24 protein-coding genes are annotated in these 25640 nt (G+C 66.8%); 11 read left to right on the forward strand and 13 right to left on the reverse strand.

Features of this window, described 5'->3' with window-relative positions:
* Positions 1-182 precede the first annotated feature (182 nt).
* Positions 183-449 (reverse strand): transposase, encoded by a 267-nt coding sequence (locus HLH48_RS18045; protein ID WP_373320199.1) that lies wholly within the window; start codon positions 447-449, stop codon positions 183-185.
* Between the two features lie 154 nt (positions 450-603).
* A complete protein-coding gene (locus HLH48_RS18050; RefSeq protein ID WP_182998875.1) occupies positions 604-1500 on the reverse strand; it encodes an AraC family transcriptional regulator in 897 nt (298 codons plus the stop codon).
* A 171-nt stretch (positions 1501-1671) separates the two neighbouring features.
* On the opposite strand from HLH48_RS18050, the gene HLH48_RS18055 reads away from it, so the two are divergent.
* From HLH48_RS18055 to HLH48_RS18065, 3 genes are all read left to right on the forward strand, one after another.
* The gene (locus HLH48_RS18055) at positions 1672-2631 is read left to right on the forward strand and encodes an aldo/keto reductase (protein ID WP_182998876.1); all 960 of its coding nucleotides are present in this window, start codon (positions 1672-1674) and stop codon (positions 2629-2631) included.
* Positions 2632-2768: 137 nt separating this feature from the next.
* Positions 2769-2999: a hypothetical protein gene (locus HLH48_RS18060; protein ID WP_182998921.1), complete on the forward strand. Its 231-nt coding sequence runs from the start codon at positions 2769-2771 to the stop codon at positions 2997-2999.
* Positions 2996-3397, forward strand: a complete 402-nt coding sequence (locus HLH48_RS18065; protein ID WP_264812407.1) for an SDR family NAD(P)-dependent oxidoreductase — start codon at positions 2996-2998, stop codon at positions 3395-3397. The genes HLH48_RS18060 and HLH48_RS18065 overlap by 4 nt, the downstream gene beginning before the upstream one ends.
* A 241-nt stretch (positions 3398-3638) precedes the next feature.
* Here the strand turns inward: HLH48_RS18065 and HLH48_RS18070 are convergent, their stop codons facing one another.
* From HLH48_RS18070 to HLH48_RS18085, 4 genes are all read right to left on the reverse strand, one after another.
* Complete coding sequence (locus tag HLH48_RS18070) at positions 3639-3815, reverse strand: hypothetical protein (protein ID WP_182998877.1); 177 nt, start codon at positions 3813-3815, stop codon at positions 3639-3641.
* Between the two features lie 51 nt (positions 3816-3866).
* Positions 3867-4202: a hypothetical protein gene (locus tag HLH48_RS18075; RefSeq protein WP_182998878.1), complete on the reverse strand. Its 336-nt coding sequence runs from the start codon at positions 4200-4202 to the stop codon at positions 3867-3869.
* 65 nt (positions 4203-4267) lie between these two features.
* Positions 4268-5083 carry a family 1 encapsulin nanocompartment shell protein gene (locus HLH48_RS18080; RefSeq protein ID WP_182998879.1) on the reverse strand — a complete coding sequence of 272 codons (816 nt, stop codon included), beginning with the start codon at positions 5081-5083 and terminating at the stop codon, positions 4268-4270.
* A gap of 1 nt (position 5084) precedes the next feature.
* Complete coding sequence (locus HLH48_RS18085; protein ID WP_182998880.1) at positions 5085-6107, reverse strand: Dyp-type peroxidase; 1023 nt, start codon at positions 6105-6107, stop codon at positions 5085-5087.
* Positions 6108-6420: 313 nt separating this feature from the next.
* Here HLH48_RS18085 and HLH48_RS18090 point away from each other — a divergent pair, with 313 nt between their 5' ends.
* Genes HLH48_RS18090 through HLH48_RS18120 form a run of 7 tightly spaced genes read left to right on the forward strand, consistent with a single transcriptional unit; the run spans position 6421 to position 13557 of the window.
* Complete coding sequence (locus HLH48_RS18090) at positions 6421-7854, forward strand: cytochrome ubiquinol oxidase subunit I (protein WP_182998881.1); 1434 nt, start codon at positions 6421-6423, stop codon at positions 7852-7854.
* Positions 7855-7857: 3 nt separating this feature from the next.
* Positions 7858-8877: a cytochrome d ubiquinol oxidase subunit II gene (gene cydB, locus HLH48_RS18095; protein ID WP_182998882.1), complete on the forward strand. Its 1020-nt coding sequence runs from the start codon at positions 7858-7860 to the stop codon at positions 8875-8877.
* A complete protein-coding gene (locus tag HLH48_RS18100; RefSeq protein ID WP_182998883.1) occupies positions 8864-9013 on the forward strand; it encodes a DUF2474 domain-containing protein in 150 nt (49 codons plus the stop codon). The genes cydB and HLH48_RS18100 overlap by 14 nt, the downstream gene beginning before the upstream one ends.
* Before the next feature lie 28 nt (positions 9014-9041).
* Positions 9042-9491 carry a nitrate reductase associated protein gene (locus HLH48_RS18105; protein ID WP_182998884.1) on the forward strand — a complete coding sequence of 150 codons (450 nt, stop codon included), beginning with the start codon at positions 9042-9044 and terminating at the stop codon, positions 9489-9491.
* A gap of 38 nt (positions 9492-9529) precedes the next feature.
* Positions 9530-11833 (forward strand): FdhF/YdeP family oxidoreductase, encoded by a 2304-nt coding sequence (locus HLH48_RS18110; protein WP_182998885.1) that lies wholly within the window; start codon positions 9530-9532, stop codon positions 11831-11833.
* 15 nt (positions 11834-11848) lie between these two features.
* Positions 11849-12655, forward strand: coding sequence for a formate dehydrogenase accessory sulfurtransferase FdhD (gene fdhD / locus HLH48_RS18115; protein ID WP_182998886.1), 807 nt, complete (start codon positions 11849-11851; stop codon positions 12653-12655).
* Positions 12646-13557: a LysR family transcriptional regulator gene (locus HLH48_RS18120; protein WP_182998887.1), complete on the forward strand. Its 912-nt coding sequence runs from the start codon at positions 12646-12648 to the stop codon at positions 13555-13557. The genes fdhD and HLH48_RS18120 overlap by 10 nt, the downstream gene beginning before the upstream one ends.
* An 18-nt stretch (positions 13558-13575) precedes the next feature.
* On the opposite strand, the gene HLH48_RS18125 is transcribed toward HLH48_RS18120, so the two are convergent.
* From HLH48_RS18125 to HLH48_RS18150, 6 genes are all read right to left on the reverse strand, one after another.
* Positions 13576-15363: an adenine deaminase gene (locus tag HLH48_RS18125; protein WP_182998888.1), complete on the reverse strand. Its 1788-nt coding sequence runs from the start codon at positions 15361-15363 to the stop codon at positions 13576-13578.
* A gap of 22 nt (positions 15364-15385) precedes the next feature.
* Positions 15386-16774 carry an NCS2 family permease gene (locus HLH48_RS18130; protein WP_182998889.1) on the reverse strand — a complete coding sequence of 463 codons (1389 nt, stop codon included), beginning with the start codon at positions 16772-16774 and terminating at the stop codon, positions 15386-15388.
* Positions 16764-17912, reverse strand: a complete 1149-nt coding sequence (locus HLH48_RS18135; RefSeq protein ID WP_182998890.1) for a nucleoside hydrolase — start codon at positions 17910-17912, stop codon at positions 16764-16766. The genes HLH48_RS18130 and HLH48_RS18135 overlap by 11 nt, the downstream gene beginning before the upstream one ends.
* Positions 17913-17914: 2 nt before the next feature.
* The gene (locus HLH48_RS18140; RefSeq protein WP_182998891.1) at positions 17915-20173 is read right to left on the reverse strand and encodes a TonB-dependent receptor; all 2259 of its coding nucleotides are present in this window, start codon (positions 20171-20173) and stop codon (positions 17915-17917) included.
* A gap of 138 nt (positions 20174-20311) precedes the next feature.
* Positions 20312-21118 (reverse strand): TatD family hydrolase, encoded by an 807-nt coding sequence (locus HLH48_RS18145; RefSeq protein ID WP_182998892.1) that lies wholly within the window; start codon positions 21116-21118, stop codon positions 20312-20314.
* On the reverse strand, positions 21115-22413 hold the full coding sequence (locus tag HLH48_RS18150) for an allantoate amidohydrolase (protein ID WP_182998893.1): 1299 nt from the start codon (positions 22411-22413) through the stop codon (positions 21115-21117). Before HLH48_RS18150 ends, HLH48_RS18145 begins: the two co-directional genes overlap by 4 nt.
* 188 nt (positions 22414-22601) lie before the next feature.
* Here HLH48_RS18150 and HLH48_RS18155 point away from each other — a divergent pair, with 188 nt between their 5' ends.
* Positions 22602-23582 (forward strand): LysR family transcriptional regulator, encoded by a 981-nt coding sequence (locus HLH48_RS18155; protein ID WP_182998894.1) that lies wholly within the window; start codon positions 22602-22604, stop codon positions 23580-23582.
* A gap of 28 nt (positions 23583-23610) precedes the next feature.
* On the opposite strand, the gene HLH48_RS18160 is transcribed toward HLH48_RS18155, so the two are convergent.
* On the reverse strand, positions 23611-25623 hold the full coding sequence (locus HLH48_RS18160) for an FUSC family protein (protein ID WP_182998895.1): 2013 nt from the start codon (positions 25621-25623) through the stop codon (positions 23611-23613).
* Positions 25624-25640 lie beyond the last annotated feature (17 nt).

A 25640-nucleotide genomic window follows, 5' to 3' on the forward strand; every position in this document is an offset into this window, starting at 1 on the left:
CGCACTCATCGGAACCCGCTCAATGGCAGCGACAATGAAATGCGCCATATCGTCCGCCGGAAGCCACGACTTCAGGTCAGGCGGCAGAAGATATGGCTGGGATCGGTCAAACGGGATGAAACGGCTCATCCCAGCATACTATACCCTCGCCACTTCAAAGGGTACCCCAACCCGACAGGCTGCTAAAACATGCGAAAGTGATGACATGACGACTTGCGCGTGTTGAAGCATAACGCGCGTAATCCTTGACGAGCCTGCGGCATCCCGCTCTGTGGCATCGAACGCAAGGTTCGGCTGTCGAGGATGGCCGCCGTGGGTTCTGCCTTGCGGCCGGAGGCCATGCGCAGCACAGCCCGCAGGTCAGAGGCCAGTGCTTCGAAGCAGCCTGCCTCTATCCGGCGACGAGATTGCTGATAGACCGCCGACCAAGGCGGAAGGTCATCCGGCATGGCGCGTCAGGCCATCCCGTAGCGGATCACAGCGCAACCCGTTGAACAGTTTGCGCAGATCATGCCGCCGCTGTTCCGCGTCCTCATGCATAAGAGCAGGGTTCCACGCCTTCCGGGATGCGGCGGGTGAGGTTCGGTGTCGCCAGGCTTGAATTCAAGCGACCACGGCCAAGCCGGGCGACGCGCGCAAGCGGGCGATGTCGCGCGCCGGCGGTTCTCCGAAGTGGCGGCGATATTCGCGACTGAATTGCGAGGCGCTCTCGTACCCCACGCGCAAAGCGGCGGTCGCGACGTCAACGTCCTGGACCAGCATCAGACTGCGCGCGTCCTGTAGACGGAGCTGCTTCTGGAACTGTAATGGCGTCATCGCCGTCACGGCGCGAAAATGCTCGTGGAGGCTCGACGGACTCATGCCCACTTCCGTGGCCAGCCGCTCGATGCTGAACCGGTCGCGGAAGTTCTTTCCGATCCAGGCGATGGCGCGGCCGATCTGCGCGACCCGACCCTGACCGGAGGTGATGTGGTGCATCCTCGCGCCATCGGGGCCGGCGAGCAGGCGATAGAGAATTTCCTGCTCGGCAAGCGGCCCCAGCACGGGCAGTGCCGCCGGATCATCGAGCAGGCGCAGCAGGCGCAGCACCGCGTCGAGCAGGCCAGGGCTGGCGTCGGATACCATCTTGCCGATGGGCGGGGATGGCGTTTCCGGCGACGGTACGCGCGACGCCAACTCGCCCAGCATGACGGGATCGAAGTCGAGGTACAGGCAGAGATACGGGTTGTCAGGCGTCGCTTCGACCACATGGGCTATCGCCGGCAGGTCGTAGGTCACGACTCCATAGCGGCCCGGCGCATATCGGAACATGCGGTCGCCCAGCGTGACCTCCTTCTGCCCCTGCGCGACGAAGCACAATTGCGGCCGGTAAACATTCGGCATCGGCATCGTCACGGTGGAGGATCGAACAAACGTCATGCGTTCGATGGGGGTGGCGTGGAAACCATCCTTCGAGACGTACCTTACGATTATCGCTGCAATTTCCCTCAGTGCTTCCATGAATCCGATCATCGCACGCACACTGAAGCACGGCAACGAGAACCGGCCGTTCCCGGAGGATCAGGCAGAAATCTCGGCGCATTAGGCTCACGATTCGGCCGTGCCATGCATCACAGTGCCGGCGGCGCGTCGGCCATGCAAAGATTGCCGCAGAACAAGTATGGAGCAAACATGACAACCGAAAATCTGAATATCCCGCCGGTCGCACTGGGTACCTGGGCCTGGGGCGACGGCGGTGAGACTGGCGATGGCTATTTCGGCAGCAGCCTCACTCAGGCTGGCCTGGAAGAGGTTGCCGACAAGGCGCATGCGGCTGGCTTTACCCTGTGGGATACCGCCGTGGTGTACGGCATGGGTCGTTCGGAAACCGTGCTCGGGGGCGTCCTGAAGCGCTTCGACCGAAGCGCCTACCAGCTCTCGACGAAGTTTACCCCGCAGGTCGCGGGAGAAGGCGACGATCCGGTCGCCGACATGCTGGAGCAGAGCCTGGCACGCCTCGGCACCGACTATATCGACCTTTACTGGATTCACAGTCCCGCGGACGTAGCGTGGTGGACTCCGCACCTGATCCCGTTGCTGAAGAGCGGGAAGGTCAGACATGTCGGCGTGTCGAATCACAATCTGGGCGAAATCGAGCTTGCCGACCGGATTCTGGGCGAGGCGGGCTTTCGGGTCGAAGCTGTCCAGAACCACTATAGCCTTCTCTATCGCAGTTCCGAGCAGGCCGGCATCCTGGACCACTGCCGCAAAGAGGGCATTCGATTCTTCGCCTATATGGTGCTCGAACAGGGCGCGCTGAGCGGCAAGTACAGCCCCGAGAACCCGCTGCCGGAAGGCACCAACCGCGCGCAAGCCTACAATGGTATCCTGCCCCAGTTGAAGGCCCTGACGAACAAGCTTGCCGCGATCGGCGCGAAGCAGGGCGCAGCGGCTTCCGATGTCGCTATAGCCTGGGCGATCGCCAAGGGCACGACGCCGCTCATCGGCGTCACGAGGCCTGGCTACATCGATGGTCTGGCCCGGGCCATCAGCATAAGGCTCTCGGGCGACGAGATTGCGGAGCTGGAAGCTCTCGCTGACGCCGCACGCGTGAACACCTGCGGCTGGTGGGAAAAAGAGATGCGAGTCTGAGGCTCCGCTGTCTCGACGTCCTCGACCCTGCCACAGCGCGGGCGGTCGTCTCGTTCCGCCTGGGCGGCCGCAATCTTGACGGAGGACGGTCACGGCGAGGCATCGCCACCTCGGGGTCCGCGCTGCGACTGAAGGGAATGCAGCCCCGTGTCACGCGGCTGTCGCGCAAGGTGCTGATCGGCCTGGGCTCGGCCTCCGCCCTTGCGATCGCGGGCGCCATCGCGGTCTATGAAACATCGTCGTTGGCGCGACGGTTATTGGATATCCAGGTCGCCGCACAGCGTGCGTCGGTCCACCCACGTCGTTACGTCCCGGTTGGGCTTCAACAGACACCTTACGTCAGATTTAGTCGAGACTTCTACACGTGAACAATGCCGGCTACGGCTATTTTGGTGCAATCGAGGAGGGCGAGGAAGCGGGCGTCCACGCGATGTTCGAAACCAATGTCTTTGCGCCGTGGCACATGGCCAAGGCGGTGCTTCCGGGCATGCGCAGGCGCGAGCACGGTCACGTCGTCAATATCAGCTCGGTCGGCGGGATGGTCACCCATCCCGCTGTAGGCTTCTACCATATGGCCAAGTTCGCGCTGGAAGGCTTCTCCGAGACGCTGGCCAAGGAGGTTGCACCATTTGGCATCGGCGTGACGGTTGTCGAGCCAGGCGCCTTCCGCACCGAGTTTCGCGGTATGTCAAGCAAGCAGTCGAGCATCCGCCTGTCCGCCTATGCCGCAACCGCGGGCAAGGCGCGCGATTATCCAAGCGGTTGAGGCGGACAGGCCGCCGCTGCATCTCGTGATCGGCGGGGACGCGCTCGACCAGATTCGAAAGAAGCTGATGGAACTGAACCGGGAACTCGACATCTGGGAAGATCTCACGCGCAGCACGAAGTTCGCTGACGCGTCACCGCTTCCACCGTCGCGGCGAGCCTGGTCAGGAGTTATGGCAGGAGCGCGGGTTGCGCCGCCCGTTCGCTGACTGCGATTTGCTGACTGCGATGGACGAATGGCGTCAGAAGGTGGGGGCGGCCGGTTCCGGGTCCGGTTCCTGCTCGTCGATCGACAGGAGGGCCTGTTCCCTGCTGGAGAAGGGGCCAGCCAGAAGGATGGTGGTGCCATCCATGATGTACCACCCGTTCTCGCGGGGCGCGACGGGAGCGGTCCTGTCGTCAAGATAGATCGCGATCATCCGGGACGCTCCTTCATGGACGATCTGTCGGGGGCCGGCGGCCGAGGGCCGTCAGGTTTCGTCCTTCAGGGTCTTTTCTTCTTCCTGCCGGGTTGCGAAGGGGGTTTCCCGCTTGTCGTCCAGGGGATTCATGGAGCCGCCGGGATTGCCGAGATTGTCTTCCAGCCAAGCTTCCTCGATGGGCTGGCCGTTGGCGTCGAGAGGGACGGGCGAGGCGACCGGAATCTGCCCGGCATCGGCATTGAGTTCCATCCCGATCAGGTCGGACGCGGCTTCCATATAGGCGTCGGGGCCGGAGGCGGGCCTGCCGTCGGCGACCCACATTTCCTTTGCCTTGGCGAGAATGCGGGCGTCTCGTTCAGGGGAGGAGTCCAGCGGGTTTTCCATATGTCCTGTCCTTGGGCATCGCCGGCATGAAACGCTTCATGCCGGGGTTTGTTGCGGGCGGGCGATCAGGCGGCGGGGGCGGCGGGTTGATCGAGGGCGACGGTCGCCTCGCTGGTCAGGACGCGGAAGACGAAGCTCTCCTGGAGGTACAGTTCGACCGTTTCCGCGGTGTGCGACAGGTAGCCGATCGAGAAATCCTGCCCGACATCCAGCATCAGGTCGCCGCCGCGCATCGAGACGACGAATGCGCCCTCGATGGCCGGGGCCCAGATGATCTTTCCGTCGATCATGCTCTCGATATGTTTGAGGATCGGGTAGCCGTCATCGTCGCCGCCGCTGACATTGGCATAGGCCTGCGCGCCGAGGACGATGGCATACGGGCCGTTGACGCCGGCCAGGCGCAGCGCGCCGAGGGCGGCGGCGAAGGCGCGGGGATAGTCCTTGGCCTGGGCGGGGAGCGCCAGGTGGGCGTTGGACGTGCCGTGGCGGATGCCCAGGATGCCGGCCGCCGCGTAGCCGTCGAAAATCGCGCGATCCTCGGCGAAGGCGATCTGCCGGGCCGCGTCCTTGACCGGCTGCCAGTCGGAATCCAGCGAGCCGCGATCGACGGCATCGATTTCGGTGCGCAGCAGGGTGAAGGGCACGCGCAGTTCCACCAGCGGCAGGACCTCGCGCCGCAGGGCGCTGATGCCGGTGCCGGGGGCGTCGATCGGCGTGCCGCGCCCGGTGCCGATGCCGGCGAAGGCGGTGCCTTTCGGCTCCGGCGTGTCGACGACGCGGCGACCGGCCAGGTGACGGCGGATGGTGCGGGCGGCCTCGTCCTCGATCTGCGCCCAGGCCTCGCTGGAGATCGGGGCCAGGTGTTTGTGGAGATTGCTCATGTCAGGTGTCCTTCCGGAGGGAGCCGATGCCCAGCGAGCCGTCCTGCGGGCCTGTGGACGGCTGATCGGTGGTGGGGGCGGAGGGAGGGGCGGGGGCGTCCATGTCCGGCGCGTTGTCGAGGAAGTCGCCGGTGGGGATGAAGAACAGCGCGCCGGTAACGGCGGTGCTGACATCCAGCAGCCGGTCGTAATTGCCGGGCGGGTTGCCGATGAACATGTTCCGCAGCATCTGCTCGGTGCGCGCGGGAGAGCGCGCATAGCCGATGAAACAGGTGCCGAACTCGCCCTTGCCCACGTCGCCGAACGGCATGTTGTCGCGCACGATCTGGAGTTGCTGGCCGTTTTCCTCGATGTTGGTGAGGACGTTATGGGCGAAGCTGGGCTTGGCCGCTTCCGCCAGCTCGATATCCGACAGCTTTCGCCGGCCGATGATGCGTTCCTGCGTCTCGGTCGGGATGGCGTCCCATTTCTTCAGGTCGTGCAGGTATTTCTGGATGATGACATAGCTGCCGCCCGCGAAATCGGGATCTTCGTCGCCGACGATGGCCGCGTCGATCGCGGATTGTCCGGACGGGTTCTCGGTGCCGTCGACGAATCCGAGCAGGTCGCGCTCGTCGAAATATTTGAATCCGTGGATCTCGTCCACCACGCGACCGGCGCCTTCCAGCCTGGAGACGATGGCGGCCGCCAACTCGAAACAGAGATCCATCCGGGCGGCGCGGATGTGGAAGAGCAGGTCGCCCGGCGTGGCGGGGGCGTGATGCACGCCCCGGATTTCCTGAAACGGATGGAGATCGCGCGGGCGGGGCGTGCCGAAGAGTTGGTCCCATGCGCGCGAACCGATGCCGGTGACGCAGCTTAGCCTTCCGTCGGGGATGCGGAAGCCGACGCCACGGACGAGGGAGGAGAGGTCGCCCATGAGGCCGCGGACCTGCGCGTTGATCGATTCGCTCTCATCCAGCGTCACGACGAGAAAGATCGCGGCCTGGGTCAGCTTCGCATCGACGGGTTGGGGTGTGGCCAATGAACTGGAACTCCCTGCCGACGGGCTCGTATGACATTCACTGCCCGCCAACATAGGCGGATGGCGCTTCATGACAAGAGATCGGCGGTGGCTAAATAACCTGATCGATCACATATCCATCATCGTTATAATCTGTGCGCATAATGCCATAAGCAAAAGGTCTTGGACGCATCCGGCGCGCATGATCTAGCGAGACGGCGGCACATCATGGCATATCCGGTGAGACGGGCCGGAAGGCATGCCGCGGGAGCGGAAGCGCGCTTTCCGCGTTGTCCCGACGATGACGGATGTCCACGCTTTTAGGAAACCATCGATGCAGACCGCCCCCGACCCCGCACTGCTTCTCGCGCGCTTCCAGTTTGCCTTTACCGTGGGTGTCCATATCGTCTTCCCGGCCTTTTCGATCGGGCTGGCGGCGTACCTGGCCGTACTGGAGGGGGCGTGGCTGAGGACCGGGCGGCAGGTCTTTCTCGATCTCTACCGATACTGGATCAAGGCTTTTTCGATCGTTTTCAGCATGGGCGTGGTCTCGGGGCTGGTCATGTCCTACGAGTTCGGGACCAACTGGTCGGTCTTTTCGAGGAAAGCGGGGCCGATTACCGGTGTCCTGCTGTCGTACGAGGTCATGACCGCCTTCTTCCTGGAGGCCGGGTTCCTGGGCGTGATGCTGTTCGGCATGAACAAGGTCGGGCGGGGGCTGCATTTCGCGGCCACATGCTGCGTCTCGGTGGGGACGCTGATTTCGATGACCTGGATCCTGGCTTCGAATTCCTGGATGCAGACGCCGCGCGGCTATACGATCGACCCCGCCACCGGACGCTTCATGCCCGATGACTGGCTGGCCATCATCTTCAATCCGTCCTTTCCGTTCCGGCTGGTCCATATGGGGCTGGCGGCGTTTCTCTCGGTCGCGTTCGTCGTGGGGGCGACCGGCGCGTGGCATATGCTCAAGGCGCGGCGGGCGGGGGCGATTGCCAGCGAGCCGGTGCGGGTGATGTTCTCGATGGCCATGTGGATGGCGGCGATCGTGGCGCCCTTGCAGGTGTTGGCTGGCGATGCGCACGGCCTGAACACGCTGAAATACCAGCCGGTGAAGATCGCCGCGATGGAGGGCGACTGGGACACCGAGGGGCGGGCGCCGGAGATCCTGTTCGGCATTCCGAACATGAGGACGGAGCGGACCGACTATGCCATACGGCTGCCGCTCGCGGGGTCGCTGATCCTGACGCACAGCCTGGACGGCAAGGTGCCGGGGATGAAGGATTTTCCGCGCGACCAGCGGCCGCCTTCGCCGGTCATCTTCTTCTCGTTCCGCATCATGGTCGGTCTGGCGATGCTGATGGTGCTGGTCGGGTTCTGGTCGCTGTGGCTGCGGCGGACCAGCGCGCTGTTTACCAGCCCGGTCTTTCATCGGGTGGTGCTGTGCATGGCGCCCGCCGGCTTTATCGCGCTGCTGTGTGGCTGGGTGACCACCGAGGTCGGGCGGCAGCCCTGGACCGTCTATGGCCTGCTGCGGACGTCCGACAGCGTTTCGCCCATCGTACTGTCCAGCATGGCGGTGACGATGGCGGCTTTCGTGGTGGTGTATGTGATCGTATTCGGGTCGGGGCTGGGCATCCTGCTGCGCCTGCTGGGGCGCGCGCCGGTGGAAGGCGAGCAGGGGGCCAGCCCCGCGCACCCGGCCGACGTGCTGGCGACGCATACGCATCCGGGGATCGCCGGCCCCATTCCCGGTGAAGGAGCCTGAGCCATGATGGATTTCGCGCATTGGCTGCCGATCGTGTGGGCCGTCATCCTGGTGGCCGCGATCAGCATCTATGTCATTCTCGACGGGTTCGACCTCGGGATCGGGATGTTGTTCGCGCTGGAACGCGACCGGGGGCGGCGGGATGTGATGGTCAATACCATCGCCCCGGTCTGGGACGGGAACGAGACATGGATGGTGCTGGGCGGCGCCGTGATGTACGGGGTGTTTCCCGGGGCCTATGCCACGCTGCTGCCGGCGTTCTACCTGCCGATCGTGCTGATGCTGCTGGCGCTGATCTTTCGCGGGGTGTCGTTCGAGTTCCGTGTCATGACGCGGGAGACGGCGCGGGAGGGGCTGTGGGAGATGGGTTTCCTGGCCGGGTCCGCCATCGCCGCGTTCAGCCAGGGGGCGATCCTGGGCGGGGTGATCCAGGGGGTGGCCATTACCGACGGCGCCTTCAGCGGCGGCGCGCTGGACTGGCTGACGCCGTTCAGCGCCCTGTGCGGGGTGGCGGTGATGTGCGGCTATGCCCTGCTGGGCGCGACCTGGCTGGTGTGGCGGACGACCGGGGTGCTGGAGGCATCGTGCCGCCGGTGGGCCGGGCGGCTGGCCATCGCGCTGTTCCTGGCCATCGTCGCGGTCAGCCTGTGGACGCCGCTGCTGCATGCGCCCTATCTGCGGCGCTGGACCGACTGGCCGAATATCCTGTTCGTCGCGCCGGTGCCGGTGCTGGTCGTCGTGCTGGGGGGGCTGCTGGCCGCAGGCCTGCGGCGCGGCCATTCGCGGGTGCCGTTCCTGTGTGCCCTCGGCTGGTTCTTCCTGTGCCTTTCGGGGCTCGGCATTACCGTCTGGCCCTATGCCGTGCCGCCCAGCCTGACGCTGTGGGATGTGTCGTCGCCGCCGTCCAGCCAGTTCTTCCAGCTTGTCGGCACCGCCATCCTGCTGCCGATCATCCTGACCTATACCATTTATTCCTATCGCGTGTTTCGCGGGAAAGTGACGGAAGCCGATGGCTATCACTGACGTCGTACGGGGGAATGGCGACGGCGCGCCGAAGCGCCTGACGGCGCGGATCGGATGGTTCGTCGCGATCTGGGCGCTGAGCACGGCGGCGTTCTTCGTGGTGGCGTCGCTGCTCCACCTGATCGTACCCCGGTAGCGAGGCCGGGGACCCTGGACCGGATCCGATGATTTTCGACTTCGAGAGCGACTTCGCGGGCTCGCTGCGCTGTATCCCGATGATCGCGCGGCAGAAGCTCGATATCGCCGGCATCAAGCTGAGCCTGCGGCAATGGAGCCAGTTGTCGCGCGAGGGGCGCGGACGGCTTGCCGACCTGCGGTGCGGGACGGCGGAGGAGCGGGAGGCCTATCGGGCGCTGGTGCTGTGCCTGATCGCCGCGCGGAGCGACGAGCCGCCGCGCTATCTGGCGACCGCCGATTTCGCGGACTGGCGGGAGGCCGGCCGGATGCCCGATGCCGTGCGCGCGCAGGCGGACGCGGACGGCGTGCCGCCCCCGACGCCGGCGCAATGGGCGGCGTTGACACCGTTGCAGCGTTTTGCGCTGATCAAGCTCGCGCGCTCGCAGCATGAAAACGAGAATTTCGTCCCGGCCATGAGGGAATTCGGCGTCCTGTGACGGACCCGAGGCGCGGCCGGCCAGAGGAGGATGATGTCATGAGCAAAGAGAAGCCGTCGGAGTTCAAGCCGTATCATCATCCGGCCGGTGGCTGGGGGGCCGCGGGCGCGACCGCGAAGGTGCTGATGGAGCAGAGCGTGCTCGTCAAGGGCTCGCGGGGGCTGCTGGCCATGAACCAGCCGGGTGGCTTCAAATGCCCGAGCTGCGCGTTTCCCGACCCCGATCATCGCAAGACGCTGGAATTCTGCGAGAACGGCGCCAAGGCGCTGGCGCATGAAGCGACGAAGGCGCGGGTGACGCGTGACTTCTTCGCCCGGCACACCGTCACCGAGCTGATGCAAAAGAGCGATTACTGGCTGGAGATGCAGGGGCGGCTGACCGAGCCGATGCGCTATGACGCCGCCACCGACAAATACGTGCCCGTCGCCTGGGACGATGCCTTCGCGATGATCGGACGGCATTTGCAGGCGTTGGACAGCCCGCACCTGGCGGAGTTCTATACCTCCGGCCGGACCGCCAACGAGACGGCCTTTCTCTACTCGATCTTCGTCCGTGAATTCGGCACCAATAACTTCCCCGACTGCTCGAACATGTGCCACGAGCCGACCAGCCGTGGGCTGCCGCCCGCGATCGGTGTCGGCAAGGGCACCATCGTCATGGCGGATTTCGAGCATGCCGAGGCGATCTTCGTCATCGGGCAGAACACGGGCACCAATTCGCCGCGCATGATGACGAACCTGGTGGAGGCGCGGAAGCGCGGCGTGCCGATCGTGCTGATCAACCCGATGCCGGAACGGGCGCTGATCCGCTTTACCGAGCCGCAGGACGTGTTGCAGATGGCGACGTTCGGCTCGACCCCGATTTCCAGCGAATTCGTCCATGTGCGCATCGGCGGCGACCTGGCGATCTTCAAGGGGATGATGCGGGCGCTCTTCGAGGCCGAGGAGCAGGGCGAGCGGGTCCTGGACCTGGAGTTCATCGCCCGACATACCGCCGGCCTCGACGCGCTGCGCGCGGATGTGATGGGCTGTTCGTGGGCGGAGATCACGAAGGTTTCGGGCGTGTCGGAGGAGCAGATCCGGCGGGTCGCGGAGATCTATAAACGGTCGAAGGCCACGATCATCTGCTACGGCATGGGGCTGACGCAGCACCACGAAGGATCGCGCCTGTTGCAGCAATTGGCGAACCTGCTTCTGCTGCGCGGCAATTTCGGCAAGCCCGGCGCGGGCATCGCGCCGATCCGCGGCCATTCCAACGTGCAGGGCGACCGCACCGTCGGCATCGACGAGAAGCCGACGCAGATCTACCTGGATCGGGTTCGCGATGCGTTCGGCTTCGAGCCGCCGCGCGCGCATGGGCACCATGTGGTGGAGGCGGTCGAGGCGATGGAAGCCGGCACCGCCCGGGTGTTCATCGGCATGGGCGGGAATTTCATCCGCGCGGTGCCGGATACCGATCGGTCCTATGATGCTATGCGGTCGCTGGACCTGACGGTGGGGATTGCGACGAAGCTGAACCGGGGACATCTGGTCCATGGCAAGGACGCGCTGATCCTGCCGGTGGTGGCGCGGTCGGAGATCATCCGCACCGCGGCGGGCGAGCAGTTCGTGACCATCGAGGATGCGATGGCGAACGTGACGGCCTCGCGCGGGGTGTTCGAACCCGTCAGCGAACATGTGCTGCCGGAGACGGAAATCGTCTGCCGGATGGCGATGGCCACACTGCCGCATTCGAAGACGAAATGGGCGGAGTATATGGTCGATTACGGGCCGATCCGCGACAAAATCGCCGAGGTCTATCCGGAGATCTATGCTGATTTCTCGGAAAAGATCAAAAATCCGAAGGGCTTTCACCTGGATATCCCGCCGCGCCGGCTGGTATGGACGACGCCGAACGGCAAGGCGAACTTCCTGGTCTTTCCGGGCCTGGAGGTGAACCCGGTCGTCGCGGACCCCGCGATGCTGCGCCTGGCCACCATCCGGTCGCACGATCAGTACAACACCACCATCTACAGCAACAGCGACCGGTATCGCGGCGTCTACAACAATCGGCTCGTGATCTTCATGAACCAGGACGACATGAAGGATCGCGGGCTGGAGAGCGGCGCGGTGATCGGGCTGGAGACCTATAGCGACGACGGGGTGCGGCGCTATGTCGACGGGTTGACGGTGATCGACTATCCGATGTCGCGCGGGGCCATCGCCGGCTATTATCCCGAACTCAATCCGTTGATGCCGCTGGGGTTCTTCGACGAGATCAGCGGCACGCCGGCCGCGAAGTCCGTGCCCGTCAAGGTGGTGGCCAGCGTGGCCTCGGCGGTGCCGATCCGGATCGCCGGGTAGCGCCCGGAGGGATCGATGTCCGTGCTGTTTCAGCCATTGCGTGTCACGGCGCTGGGGCGGCCGGACGAGGCGTTCGACCTGAACGTGGCCGACGAGGTGCCGGTCCGCCTGACCTTCAACGGGATCTTTCCTTATGGCGTCATGATGATGACGCCGGACGATCTGGAGGATTTCGCCGTCGGCTATTGCCTGACGGAGCGGATCGTGGGCACGCCGGCGCAGATACGGTCGGTCGTGGTCGGCGCGGCGGATGACGGGCTGACCATCGATGTGGCGATTGCCGGGGAAGCCCTGAGCGCGCTGATCAGGCGCCGGCCGCGCGTGCAGACGGGGCATTCCGGTTGCGGGATCTGCGGCAGCGACGAGATTCCGTCCGGCGAGGGGGTGGGCGTGCCGGCGCTGCCCGCCGGCCCCGTGATCGCGATTGCGGCGGTGCATCGGGCATTGGACGAAGTTGGGACGTGGCAGACGCTGAATGCGGCGACGCGGATGGTGCATGCGGCCGCCTGGGCGGATCGCGATGGACGGATCGTGACGATCCGCGAGGATATCGGGCGGCATAACGCGCTGGACAAGCTGATCGGCGCGCGGGTGCGCGCGGGCGACGGGGGCGAGGGGTTTTGCCTGCTGACCAGCCGCTATTCGTTTGAAATGGCCGTGAAGACGCTGCGGGCGGGGATGGCGATCGTGGTGGCGATTTCCGCCCCGACCTATCGGGCCTGTCGGCTGGCCGAGGAGATGAACCAGACGCTGGTGGCCATCGCGCGCCGTGACGGGCAGGTCCTGTTCTGCGGGCGGGAGCGCCTTGTACCATGTTCCTGAGACAGCTTTATTATCTTCGGGAAATCGACAGGCTGCGGAGCTTCTCGAAGGCGGCCGAGGCCTGCAACGTGTCGCAGCCCGCACTGTCGCGCGCCGTCCGGCAACTGGAAGAGGAACTTGGGGTCGTGATCGTCGACCGCAGGAAGAAGGTCTTCGGCCTGACGGCGGAAGGCGTGCGTGTCCTGAAATGGGCGCACGATATCCTGCGCGGCGTGACGGAGATGCGCAGCGAGATCGCGCTGTTTCGGCAGGAACTGGTCGGCGCCGTCAAGATCGGCGTCATTCCGACGGCCGTGCATATCGTGCCGATCCTGCTGGCGGCGATAAAGGAGAAGATCGGCGATTTTTCAGGCGATGTGTCGGTGCTGCCGAATGCGGACATCATCGACCGGCTGGCCAGCAAGCAGCTTGATCTCGGGATCATGTATTACGACCAGTGCCCGCAGGCGCAGGCCTTTACCGTCCGGTCGCTGTACGCGGAGGAACAGGTGCTGGCCGGGACGACGGCTTTCGCCTTTCCCGACGCGCGGGAGATAAGCTGGGAGGAAGCCGCGCGATTTCCGCTGGCGTTGCTCGGCAAGGACATGCGCTGCCGCCAGCTTGTGGATATCGGGTTTCAGACCGCCGGAGTGGAGCCTGTCATTCGGCTGGAGACCGGGTCGCTGGAACTGATCCATGCCGAAATCATGCGTGGCGACCTGGTGACGATCCTGCCGCTGTCGTCGTTTCCCCTGCGGGTGCCGCCGGCCGGGCGCTTGCAGATGCGCAGGCTCACCGGATTCTCGCCCGGGGCGATCGGGCTGGTGCGGCTGAACGAGGCGCCGCCGTCGGATTTCGTCGACCGGGTCTGGTCCGTCGCGCTGGAGACGGATTTCCGCGAGGAGCTGGGCCGCCTGTGCTGACGGGCGAGGGGCATCCCGTCACGCGATGAGGCTGTCGGTCACGATCCGGCCGCTCATGCCGTCGGTGATGCCGAGATCGGTCACGTGCGGGCCGGGATTGCAGGCGAGGCTGGCGCCGATCACCAGCTTGACCAGCGGGTAGGACAGGCCGCTGGCCACCTCCAGTGACGCTTCGCGCAGGGCGGCGAAGCGTTCGGCGACCTTGTGCGGCGGGTCTTCCGACAGCAGGCCGCAGACGGGGAGGTCGAGCACGCTGAGGGGCTTGCCGCCGATCACCGCCGCCATGCCGCCGCCGCAGGCGATCAGGGCGTTGGCCGCGACCGCGAGGTCGGTGGGATTCCGGCCGAACACCGCGAGATTATGGCTGTCATGCAGGATGGTGGTGGCGAAGGCGCCGTGCCAGGTGCCCCAGCCCGCCAGCACCCCGAGGCCGGGCGGGCTGTTGGCGCCGTAGCGGTTGAAGACGGCCATGTAGATGCAGTCGTCGGGCAGCACGACCGCGCCGTCGCGCACCATGGCCTCGCGCTCCGCCCAGCGCGTGAAGCGCGGCGTGTCGACGGTGTGGATGCGGACGGTGGCGCCGTCGGCGATGCCGGGGACGGGGATGCGGAACATGTCCGCCGTGACCGGCGCCAGGTGCATCGTGCTGGTCGGCGCGGGGCAGGCGTCCGGGCGCAGGGGCACTGTCATGACGCCGTCGGCCGCGACCTCGCGGCCCGAGACGAAGACCCGTTCCACGGGGAAGCTGTCGAGATCGCCGAATACCACGAGGTCGGCCCGGCGGCCCGGCGCGACCAGGCCGAGATCGTTGCGCCTGAGCCAGCGCGCGGCGTTGAGCGTCGCGCAGCGCAGCACGTCGAGCGGCCGCATGCCCGCGCCGACCAGCAGGCGCATCAGCGCGATGATGCCGCCCCTGGCAGCCAGGTCGTCGGGGAAGATATCGTCGGTACACAGCGTGACGGTCTGCGGGACGTGACCGAGCTTTTCGAACGCATGCAGCGCCTCGATCGCCATCGCGGGGTGCGAGCCGCGGAGTTCGATCGTCATGCCCGCGCGCAGCTTGGACAGGGTGTCGTCCTCGCCCGTCAGTTCGTGGTCGGATTCCACACCGGCGGCGCAATAGGCCTGGAGCGGTGCGTCCTTCAGGTCTCGGGCGTGGCCGAAGACGGTCTTGCCGCTGTCGAGCCCCGCCTGGACGATGGTGCTCATATGCGTCGAGCGTTCGATGACGCCGCGCATGTCCATGACTTCGGCGATGCCGATCACCTCCGGCCAGGACAGCATCTCGGACAGGGCGGAGGCGTCGAAGACGCTGCCCGAGCGCTCCAGCCCCGGAGCGGAGGGCACGCAGGACGGGGCCTCGACCAGGATGCGCAGCGGCAGGTCGCGCGAGGCCGCCACCGCCCAGCGCACGGCGTCCAGCCCGCCGACATTGCCGACCTCGTGCGGGTCCCAGCAGATGGTCGTCGTGCCCTGGGGGACGACGATTTCGGCATAGCCGCGCGGGGTGATCATCGAGCTTTCGATATGCAGGTGCGTGTCGATCAGCCCCGGCGCCACGATCGCGCCGTCCAGCGGGACGATCCGCGCGGCGTCGGATCGGCTGGCGGACGGATGGACGCTGGCGATCATCGGGCCGACCAGCCCGATATCGGCCGCGCGCAGTTCGCCCGTGACCATGTCCGCCACCCGGCCGCCCGTGAGCAGGACGTCGAAGGGCAGCGTGCCGGACGCCGCGCGGACGGCGCGGTCGCGCAGCGCGGGATCGTCGAGATCGGCGGCGGCCTTTGCGGGCTTGGAGGTCATGTCCGGTTTTCCTCGGGGCAGTTCAGGAATGGCGCGCGAGCGCGCTGAGGAGCAGATACAGGGCCAGCAGCCCGTCCGTCAGCAGCAGGACGGGCGACAGGCGGATGCGCAGGGCGAGCGCCATGAACGTATAGGCGAACGCGCCCGCCGCAAGGCCGACGACCAGATTCCCCGTCGTGACCGTCAGCAGCATGATCAGGACCGCGCTGACCGTGTTTTCCAGCCTTGTGCAGTCGAGATGGCGGATGCCGTCCATCATCATCACGCCCACCATCACCAGCGCCGGCGTGGTCGCCTGGGGAGGAATGGCGGCGATCAGCGGCCACAGGAAGGTGGCGAGCGCGAACAGCAGCGCGACCAGGATCGGCGTGAGCCCGGTGCGGCCGCCGCTTTCCACCCCGGTCGCGGATTCGACATAGGCCGCGACCGTGGGGCTGCCCAGGCAGGCGCCGGCGATCGAGCCCAGGCCGTCCGCCAGGTAGGCGGCCCGCGCGTTGGGCATGCGCCCGGACGCGTCCATCAGCCCCGCGCGGCGCGTCACGCCGATCAGCGTCGCGGTCGCGGAGAAGAAATCGCCGAGAAAGAAATAGCCGGCCAGGGGAAGCGCGAGCGCGAGATGACTGGTAAAGGATGCGAAATCGAAGCTCATCACGTAATCGGACGGCCAGGGGGGCGCCTGGACCAGGGCCGAGGGCAGGTGGGTCAGCATCCGCCCGTCCGCGCCGGGGACGACCAGCCCGATCAGCGTGACCGCCAGAATCGACAGCAGCAGCGCCGCCGGGACGCGCAGCAGGACCAGGACCGGCGTCACCAGCACCGCCGCGAAGGCCAGCATCACCGCCGGGTGGCGCAGGTCGCCGAACTGGCCGGCGGGCGTCAGCAACCCGCCGCCGCGCAGGCCGATCTTGGCGATGAACAGGCCGAGGCCGCATTGCAGTCCGACCCGTATCGCCTCGGGGAAGGCCATCACCACATGTTCGCGCAGGCGGGTGGCGGAAAAGAGGGTGAAGGCGACGCCGCCCATCAGCACCATCACCAGAGCCGTGCCATAGGTCACGCCATGGCCGCCCGCGACCGCCATCGCGAAGACGGCGTTGGTGCCCATCGCCGGGGCCAGCGCCACCGGCAGCCGGCCGATCAGCCCCATCAGGAGCGAGCCCACCATGGCCGCCAGCGCCGTGATCACGATCAGCGCGTGGCGGTCGGCCCCGGTGACCGAGAGGATCTGCGGATTGACCACCACCACATACCCCATGGCCCCGAACGTGGTCAGCGCGGCCAGGATTTCCCGCCGCAGGGTGGTCGGTGGCGGATTGGACCGGTCGGGCGACAGGAAGCGCAGCAGCCCGGTGACGGGGGGCGCGAGGGGCGGGGAGCGGGTCAGCAGCGTTCTCCTGGAATCAGCGCGCACAGGCCGCTGACGGGGCGGTGAAGCTTTCGGCGAACAGGCGGTAGAAGGCGGCCATGTCCACCGAAGTCACGATCCGCACCGTCGGCATATCCCGGGGCGACAGGGAAGGCGCGCGCGCATGCGCGCGGCCGTAGAACAGTCCGCGCGCCGTTTCCACATCCATCGTCGCTTCCCTGGACCCGGTGACGAGGTCCGGATGGATGGCGACGGCGGCCGTCAGTTCGTCCCACATCGGGATGCCGACCCGGGCGTAGCGGCTGAAATAGGCGGCCAGCGGGGTGGTGCCATGCGCCGCGCCGTCGCGCAGGGCCTGGGTCAGCGGCACCGCGAGGGTGACGTTGCCCAGGTTGGTGATGCTGGCCCACGGCGCGGTCAGCACGATATGCGCGGCCTCGGGGTCGAAGATCATGTTGAAATCGGTATAGAAATCGTGACCGTGCTGTTTTTCGAGATCGACCTGCGCGCCGTCGATGTCGATCAGGCCGCCCATGAAGACCAGCCCGCGCGCCAGCGAAACGAATGTGTCGTCCAGCCGGATGGCCTCGGCGAGATCGGTCAGCGGGCCGGCCGCGATGATCGTCACTTCATGCGGATGGCGATGGACCGCCTCGATCATCGCCTGGGCCGCCGAGGGGCCTTTCGGCAGGGGCGGGGCCGGCCCTTCGGCCATCGGCGGGATCAGGGACGGCTGGTCGGGGTGGCCGGCATGACGGGGGCTGGCGGACTGCCAAGCCCCCTTCCAGAGCAGGGGGCCGTATTGTGCCTCCCATGCCGACATTTCGGCGCGGGTACGCAGCAGTGGCCGGTTCGCGCCGAGATAGACGGGAATCAGGCCGCATTGCGTCTGTTTGAGGAAGGCGAGCAGATGGGCCGTGCCTTCGTCGCGCCAGGCATCGCCGGTGACCGTGCCGATTCCGAGCAGCTTGACGTCGGGATCGGTGAGCAGCGGGTAGAGGGACTGGATATTGGTTTCGCCGGGACCGGAAAAATCGTTATCGAGAAAGACATAGTTCGGAGCGTCCGTGGAGGCGCGGGCGGATGCCGGGCCGATGGCAAGGCAGAGCGCCGCCAGGGCGTGGCGCGCCGCGCGGGCGCCGCGCCGCATGGCCGGCGCGGCCTTTCGTTCTGCGGTCTTCATGGTCAGAAACTATAGCGGATCAGGCCGCCCACGATGCGCGGATCGTTGATGTACCCGGTGTAGTTGTCGAAATCGAGCGCGCCGACCCCCACGACCTTGTTTGTGATGTTGCGGACGAAGACGCTGGCCTGGAGGTGGCGCTTCGTGTCCTCGAAGGCGAGACTGGCACCGCCCAGCAGCAGCGGGCGCCCCTCGAACTCGTAGGATTTGTAGAGCGTGAAAAATTCCTGGCTGCGCCAGGACCAGTCGCTGGACAGTACGAAACGCTGGGTTTCGTTGAGCGGTATGCGATAGGACACGTTGAGGTTGGCGATCCAGCGGGGCGCGTAGGGCAGCGCATTGCCGTTGATCTCGGCAAAGCCGGTGTGGGGATCGATCGGGTTCTGCATGGTGCAGCCGACGCCGCAGGCCGAACTTTCCAGGCCTGGCGACTGGATTTCGGTGAAATTGTAGCTCATGTTCGCGTCGACCGAGAGGTTCTCGATCGGGTAGGTGACCGCGCTCCATTCGAAACCGCGACCCACGACGTGATCGGCGTTGAGCAGGCGGATCTGGTTCGAGGTGCCGCCCGCCGCCGTGAGCTGCATGTTCTTGGTGTCCCACATATAGGCGTCGGCGGTGAGCTGGACCCGGCCATGGGCCAGATTGGCCTTGTAGCCGATTTCGAACGAGGTGTTCCGCTCGGCCGAGGCGCGGGAGGTATGGTCGCCGCTGGTCAGGCGCCCCTGGAAGCTGGGGGCGAGGAAGCCGGTCGCGGCGCGGAAATAGACGCTCATGTCCGGCGTGATCTTGTAGTTCAGCCCCACGTCCCAACTGATATTGTTCGACCGCGCGCTTTCGCTGGAGGCGATCGGGCCGTCGCCGCCCAGGGCGCGGGCGGCGCTGAACCGCTTGAAATCGTAGGTATAGCGGACACCGGCCGAGAGGCTGAGCGACTTCAGGATGTCGTAGGAGGCCGAATCGAACACGCCGACCGAGTTCTCGTTCTGGCGCTGGTTGGCCAGTTCGGTCGTCTTCATGGTATTCGAATTGAAGTTGGCGTCGTAGTCGTCGAGAAATTCGTTGAAATAATAGACGCCCGCCTGATCGAAGAATTTTCCGGTCTTGATCGTGTAGGCGCGGAATTCCTGCGTGATCTGGCTGATCTTGGGCGCGGCGGTGCCGGTCTCCACGCTGAACGGCACGTTGCCGGGGCTGCCGCCGTCGATCGAGCCGATCGAATTCAGCGACCCTTCGGTCCAGGAACTGATGAATTGCAGGCCGACATGGCTGAAATTCTTGGTTGCCTTGATATGGCCGCCGGCGGTCGTCAGCGTCTGGGCGTTGTTGCCGTTCTGCGATACCTGATTGATGTCGTAGCCGGGCCGGATGCCCTGGTAGCCATGCTCGTACAGATTTGCGCGGAACACCGTCGCCGTGCCTTCGAGATGGCGGGCGTTGATCTCGAACAGGATGTTGGCCGTGTCGTCGATGGTGTACAGCCCCTGGAGGCGCCCGGCGATATCCTCGTACCCTTCCAGCCCCTTGCGCCAGCGGAAGCCGTCATAGGTGTTGCGCACCCAGTTGTCGCGCCGCTGGTTGATGATCGAGAGGCGGATGGCGAATTTGTGCGGTACCAGCACGACGTTGCCGACGCCCTGGGTGACGGCGGAGGAATAGGTGCCGTAGCTCTGGCTGATATAGCCGGTATTGCGGTCTTCCGGCCCCCGGGAGTGAATGCTGATGACGCCGGCGGGCGTGTTGCGCCCGAACAGTGTGCCCTGCGGACCGGCCAGGACTTCGGTATTGGCCAGGTCGAACAGGGGGAAGGAGCGCAGCACCGGGTTGTCGAGCACCACGTCGTCGTAATACAGCGCCACCGGCTGGGCGGAATTGGTGTCGAAATTCGGATTGCCCAGGCCGCGGATATAGGTGCGCGGGAAGGTGCGGCCGAAGGAGGATTCGATGTTCAGGCTGGGCGTGCGGGCGGCCAGCGCGCGGATATCGTCGCCAGCCGCGGTCAGGGTCGCGATTTCGGACGATTTGATCGTGTAGACGGCGACCGGCACGTCGGTCAGTCGCTCGGTCCGGCGCCGGGCGGTCACGTTCAGGGCCTCTTCACGCGGGGCGACGGCGACCGGGGGGGCCGCGCGCACGCGCGGCATGGCACCGGACACGGGCGCCGGGGCCCGTGGGGCCGCCTTGTGCGGGGCCTTGTGCTGTGTGGAGGCGGCAAGCGCCGGGCCGCGTTCCATCCCCAGGACGGAAACGGATGCTGTCAACAGAAGAACCGAGCGTCCTGACCATTTCCTGGCTGGCGACATCGACATCTATTCCCTTGGGCTTGCGGTTTTCAGAACGCGGCGACTGCGCAATGTTGCGATATCGCATCTGATGGCGGCAAGTTTAATTTTTATCACTCACCGTTCTGAAAAACAGAACGCATCGGGCGGGGGGACCTTGGGGAACGCCCGCAGGAAATTGGCCGTCGTCCGGGCCGCCAGTCGCTCGATCGGGACGCCGCGCAGGCGGGCGAGGAACGCAAGCGTATGCACCAGATAGGCGGGTTCGTTACGCGTGTCGGTGTAGGGCGCCGGGGCGAGGGAGGGGGCATCGGTCTCGATGAGGATCCGGTCCTCGGGCAGGTGGGCCGCGATATCGTGCAGGGCCTCGCGGCCCTGGTGGGTCAGCAGGCCGGAAAAGGAGAGATAATGCCCCATCTCGACATTCGCGCGGGCCAGCGCCGGGCCGCCGGAAAAGCAATGCATCACCACCGGGAAGCGGCCGCGTGCATCCTCGCGGCGCAGTACGTCCTCCATCGCCGCGTCCTCGCCCACGGAATGGACGATCAGTGGAAGCTGCGTCCGACGCGCGGCGTCGACATGGACCAGGAGGTTGCGCATCTGGGCCGCCCATGGCGCGTCGGTCAGGATCCGGTCCAGCCCCACCTCGCCAATGCCCACGACCTTGGGATGCGCGGCGTGGGCCACGAGGTCCTCGGCCGTCACGTCCTGTTCCTCTCCGGCCCAGTGGGGATGCGTGCCGACCGAGACGAACACGTCCTCGGTCCCGATCGCGCGGGCCAGGACGCGCGCATGCTGGCGGACCTGGGTGCCGATGCTGACGAAGCGGCGGATTCCGACGGCGCGCGCGCGGTCCATGACGGCGTCGAAATCGGGCGCCAGTTCATCGAAATCGAGATGGCAGTGGCTGTCGGCAAGGATCATGAGAGTGCTCCGTCGCGCGGGGGTGCCAGGACCCGGGGCAGGCGTTGGATAAAGTCGGCCATGACGGCGAACGCGGCCCGGACATCGGCGATGTCGACCCGTTCGTCGGGGTGATGGCTGACGCCGCCGGGACTGCGGATGAACAGCATGGCGGTCGGCACCCAGTCGCACATCATCATCGCGTCGTGCCCCGCGCCGCTGACCAGCCGCCGGGCGGGCAGCCCGCACGCCGTCATGCTGCGCGCCATGAGGGCCACCAGCCGGGGGTCGCACAGCGCGGGCTGGAATGCCTGATGGTCGGACAGCACGGCCTTTATCCCGCGTCGGGTGGCGATCCAGGCGATCCGATCCTCGATCGCGCGCAGGCCGTCGTCGAGGCATGCGCAATTGCCGGAGCGCAGTTCCACCGTCAGGGAGACCTCGCCAGGAATGACGTTGATCGCGCCGGGCCGGGCCTCGATCCTGCCCACGGTGGCCAGCAGGCCCTCCTGGCGTGCCGCCAGGGCCTCGACGGCGAGGACGATCTCGCTGCCGGCGGCCAGCGCGTCGCGGCGCAGGGAGGGGGGGACCGTGCCGGCATGGCCGGCAACCCCGTGCAGGCGGACATGAAAGCGGCGGATTCCCGCGATCGCTTCGACCGCCGCGACCGACAGGCCTTCGATATCCAGTACCGGACCCTGTTCGATATGGGCTTCGAAATAGGCGAGGATATCGCCCCTGGCGCGCGTGGCCTCGGGCAGGCGATCGATGTCCAGGCCCGCCTGGTGCATGGCCTCGCGCAGGGTGATGCCCGCCTGGTCGGTCATGGCGGCGACGGCGCCGTATGCCTTGCCCGCGAAAATCCGCGCGCCGAGCATGGATTGCGGGAAGCGCGAGCCTTCCTCGTCGCCGAAGCCCACGACCTCGATCGCGAAGGGGAGCCGCTGCCCGGCGGCGTGGAGGGCGGCGACGGATTCGATGGCGAGCAGGACGCCCAGCATACCGTCGAACGCGCCGCCGTCGCGCACGCTGTCCAGGTGCGAGGCCAGGACCAGCGCGGGGGCACCGGGCTCGGCGGCCTCGTAGCGGCCGATCAGCGAGCCGGTGGCATCGCGGCGGGTGGACAGTCCGGCCTCCTCCATCCAGGCCGCGACGCGGGCCTGGGTGGCCAGGTGCGCGGGGCCCAGAAACGGGCGGAACAGGCCGCCCGCCATGTCGCTGTAGGGCGCTTCGGCCAGTTGCCGGCAGCGCGCGACCGCGCGTTCCGCCGCGTGTCTGGCGGTTGCTCTGGCGGCTGCGTCGCCATGGCTTGTCATCGGTCACCTCGCCCCTGGTCGCGCGGGCGGGAACGCCCCGGCGGACGGAGCACCATAGAAATGCGGAAACGGCACGGGAAAGGGCAAAGTTTCGGACGTCATGTTGCCAATTTAAGTACACCTGCCGTAGACAATGGGCGGACGGCAGGCAGGCGGGGATGGCACCCGGGACGCCAAAGGAGGTGTGTGTGGTTCTCCTTTCGAAATTCTCCCGCTATTTCCAGGAGATTGTGGCGTGCGGATCGATCCGGAAGGCGGCGGACGTGCTGAATATCGCGGCATCGGCGGTCGACCGGCAGGTTCTCAACGCGGAAGAAAAGCTGGGCATACGATTGTTCGACCGGACGCCGGGCGGCCTGCGCCTGACGGCGGCGGGAGAAGCGGTATCGCACCAGATCGCCCGCTGGGCGCGTGACGAGATCACGCTGCACAGCCATCTGGAGGAACTGCGCAGCGGGACGGGGGGCGAGATCAGGCTGGCGGTGGCGGACGGGCCGGCGGCGAGTTTCATCCCCACCTTCGTCGAGCGGCTGAGCGCCGAGCGGCCCGGCCTGCGCTTCGGCGTGGTCGTCGGCAGCGCGGACATCGTTGCGGCGCTGGTGCGGAGCGGAAAGGCGGATATCGGCCTGACATTCGATCCGTCCTCGTTCGCCGGCCTGCGCATCGAAAGCCAGGCGGCCTCGCGCCTCGGCGTTCTGGTGCCGGCGGACCATCCGCTGACCCGGAAAAAAGGCACGTTGCATCTGGCGGATTGCGCGAATTTTCCCGTCATTGCCCCGGACGGCTCGACCGCGCTGGCCCAGATGGTCGAGCGGCTGTTCGCCGACGTGCCCCGGCCCTTCAATGTCGTGTTCACCTCGAACAATGTCGCGCTGCTGTGCGACATGGTGAAGCGGCGGATGGGGATCGCCTTCATGCGCGATCTGGACGCGTTCGGCCATTATACCGAGCAGGCGGTCTTTCTGCCGTTATGCGACATCAGGATGCCGCCGCAGCGGCTGTCGCTGATCGTGGCGGCGCAGCAGCCGCTGGCACCCGGGCAGGCGGCGATCCTGGCGGATATCGCGGCGGCGCTCGACGAACTCGGCGCGTCGCGCGGGCCCGCGGAAACCCGCCCCGGGTCTGCGCCGGCGGCGCGTCGGGGCAGGGGGAGGGCGGCGAAGGCGTGATCGGGGCGGGCGTTCCGTCGCAGGGGGTTCAAAGACGCTGTTTGAGAAACAGGAGCATTTCACGCAGATGTTCCGGGGGCGGCGCCGCGTGGGCCGGATCGGCCAGCAGGGTGGAAAAATGGCGCAGGGCCGCCAGGTCGGCCTGGTTCTCCTCGGCTGGGGCGCGGTGGGGGGCCCGTTCGAGCCAGTTTGTGCTGGCGAGGCCGGCCAACTGGCGCAGGTGGAAGAGAATTTCCGTGCAGATCTTGAGGTTTTCCGAACGGCGGAGACCTTCGAGGCTGGTCTGCTGGCAGAGGATTTCGGCCTTGTTGGAGGTCGTGCCCGCCTGGCGGCGTGCCTGCTCGGTTTCGGCGCGGCTGTCCGCGCCGGTGGCGACGCGTGCCGCGTAGCGCAGATTGGCCATGAAGGCGCGGCTGACGAGGGCGGGGAGCGACGCGGTGGATTTTTCCGGCCATAGCAGCAGGCAGGCGGCCATGCCGACCAGGCTGCCGATAATGTTGTTCTGCGCGCGGGCCAGGCCGAGCAGCCAGCCGGCGTCGGAACCGACGAGGTCGGTGACCAGGATGAAAAGCTGGGTCATGAAGGTGACGCACAGCGTGTAGTTGACGCCGCGCAGGGCGATGGTGGCGGCCGAGAGCGGAAAGATGAGGATCAGCACCAGCCATTTCGGGCAGAGCGTGCCGGCGATGGCGGCAAGGATGCCGCCCGCGACGCTGCCGGCGACGCGTTCGATGGTGCGGGAGAGCGTGGTGCTCATACCCGGCTGGGTGACGACCACGGCGGCCATCATCGCCCAATAGGCATAGGGCAGGCGCAGGCCGAACGTGATGCCGCCGGCGACCAGCACCGCGACCGACAGACGCCCGGCGTGGCGCAGGAGGACCGGGCTGAGTGGCTGCGACAGGGTGGAGGGCGTGAAGGGGGCATTGCCGTCGCCGGACGGGTTGCCGCCGGCCTGCCATGCGGTTTGCAGGTCGGTCAGGGCGGCGGCGTTCCAGGCGGCGGCGCGGGTGGACAGGGCATTGGCGTGGGCCGGGAGGCGGGTCAGCGCGCGGACATAAGGACCGGGACTGTCGGGGGCATGCCGGCCGCATGCGATGTCGCGCGCGATGCGTCGGAGGGCGGCGGCGGTGATGCGGATGACGCGGGCGGTTTCGGGCGGCAGGGGGGCGGAGAAGGCGGCGTGTTCGAAGGCGATGAGGGTGACGAAGATGCGGTCGGCGGTCTCGATCGCGGGCAGGAGGGCGGCGCGGGCCGGGCTGACCGGCGCGTCGCCGGGGAGTTTTTCGACCGATGAGCGGACCTGTTCGATGCGATGGCGGATATCGCGCCGCCAGGCGCTGAGTTCCTTCTGCCGGGTCGGCAGGCTGGCCCTCTGGAGGTGCGGCAGGGCGAGCAGGCGGAAGGCCATGCCGGCCTGTTCGCGAAACAGGGCGGCGCAGGCCTGTTTCTGCGGGGTGCAGGGATCGACCGGCCATGCCAGCAGGCAGATCAGCTTGGCCCACAGCACGCCGAGCGAGAACAGGCCGGCGAGGGTCAGCGCCCCCAGGGGTGTCCGGGGGTAGCAGATGGCGACGACGGCGACGATGGCGGCCAGCACGCTGACCTGAGTCGCGGCCGGACCTCGGACGCGAGCCAGTCCGCACAGGAACGCGCAGACGCCCAGCGCGGCGAAGGCGGCGGCGGTGTGGTAGCCCGCCAGGGTGGAGAGGGTGCCGGTGATGAGTGCGCCGGCCAGGCCGAAGGACGCCATGGTCCGGATCCGGGGGCGGAGCAGGCCGCCGGGGTCGGCCAGGCAGGTCCAGAACGCGGCGAAGGCGGACCAGGCCATCAGGGGCATGTCGATATGCCAGGCGACGAGCATCACCGTGCTGACGGCGACGCCGGCGCGCAGGCCCTCGCGGATGGCGATCTGTTCCGGGGCGATGGCGATGGCGCGCGCGCCGAGCCAATGGGTGACGACCGACGGCATCAACGTGTGGGCCATCGCCCCGAGAAAGCGGGGCCTGCGGCGACGGGCGGGGAGAAGGCGGTTTTTCATCGGGCCGGAGCAGGAAG

Origin of the sequence: Gluconacetobacter sacchari (genome assembly GCF_014174255.1) — a bacterium.
Lineage (GTDB): Bacteria > Pseudomonadota > Alphaproteobacteria > Acetobacterales > Acetobacteraceae > Gluconacetobacter > Gluconacetobacter sacchari.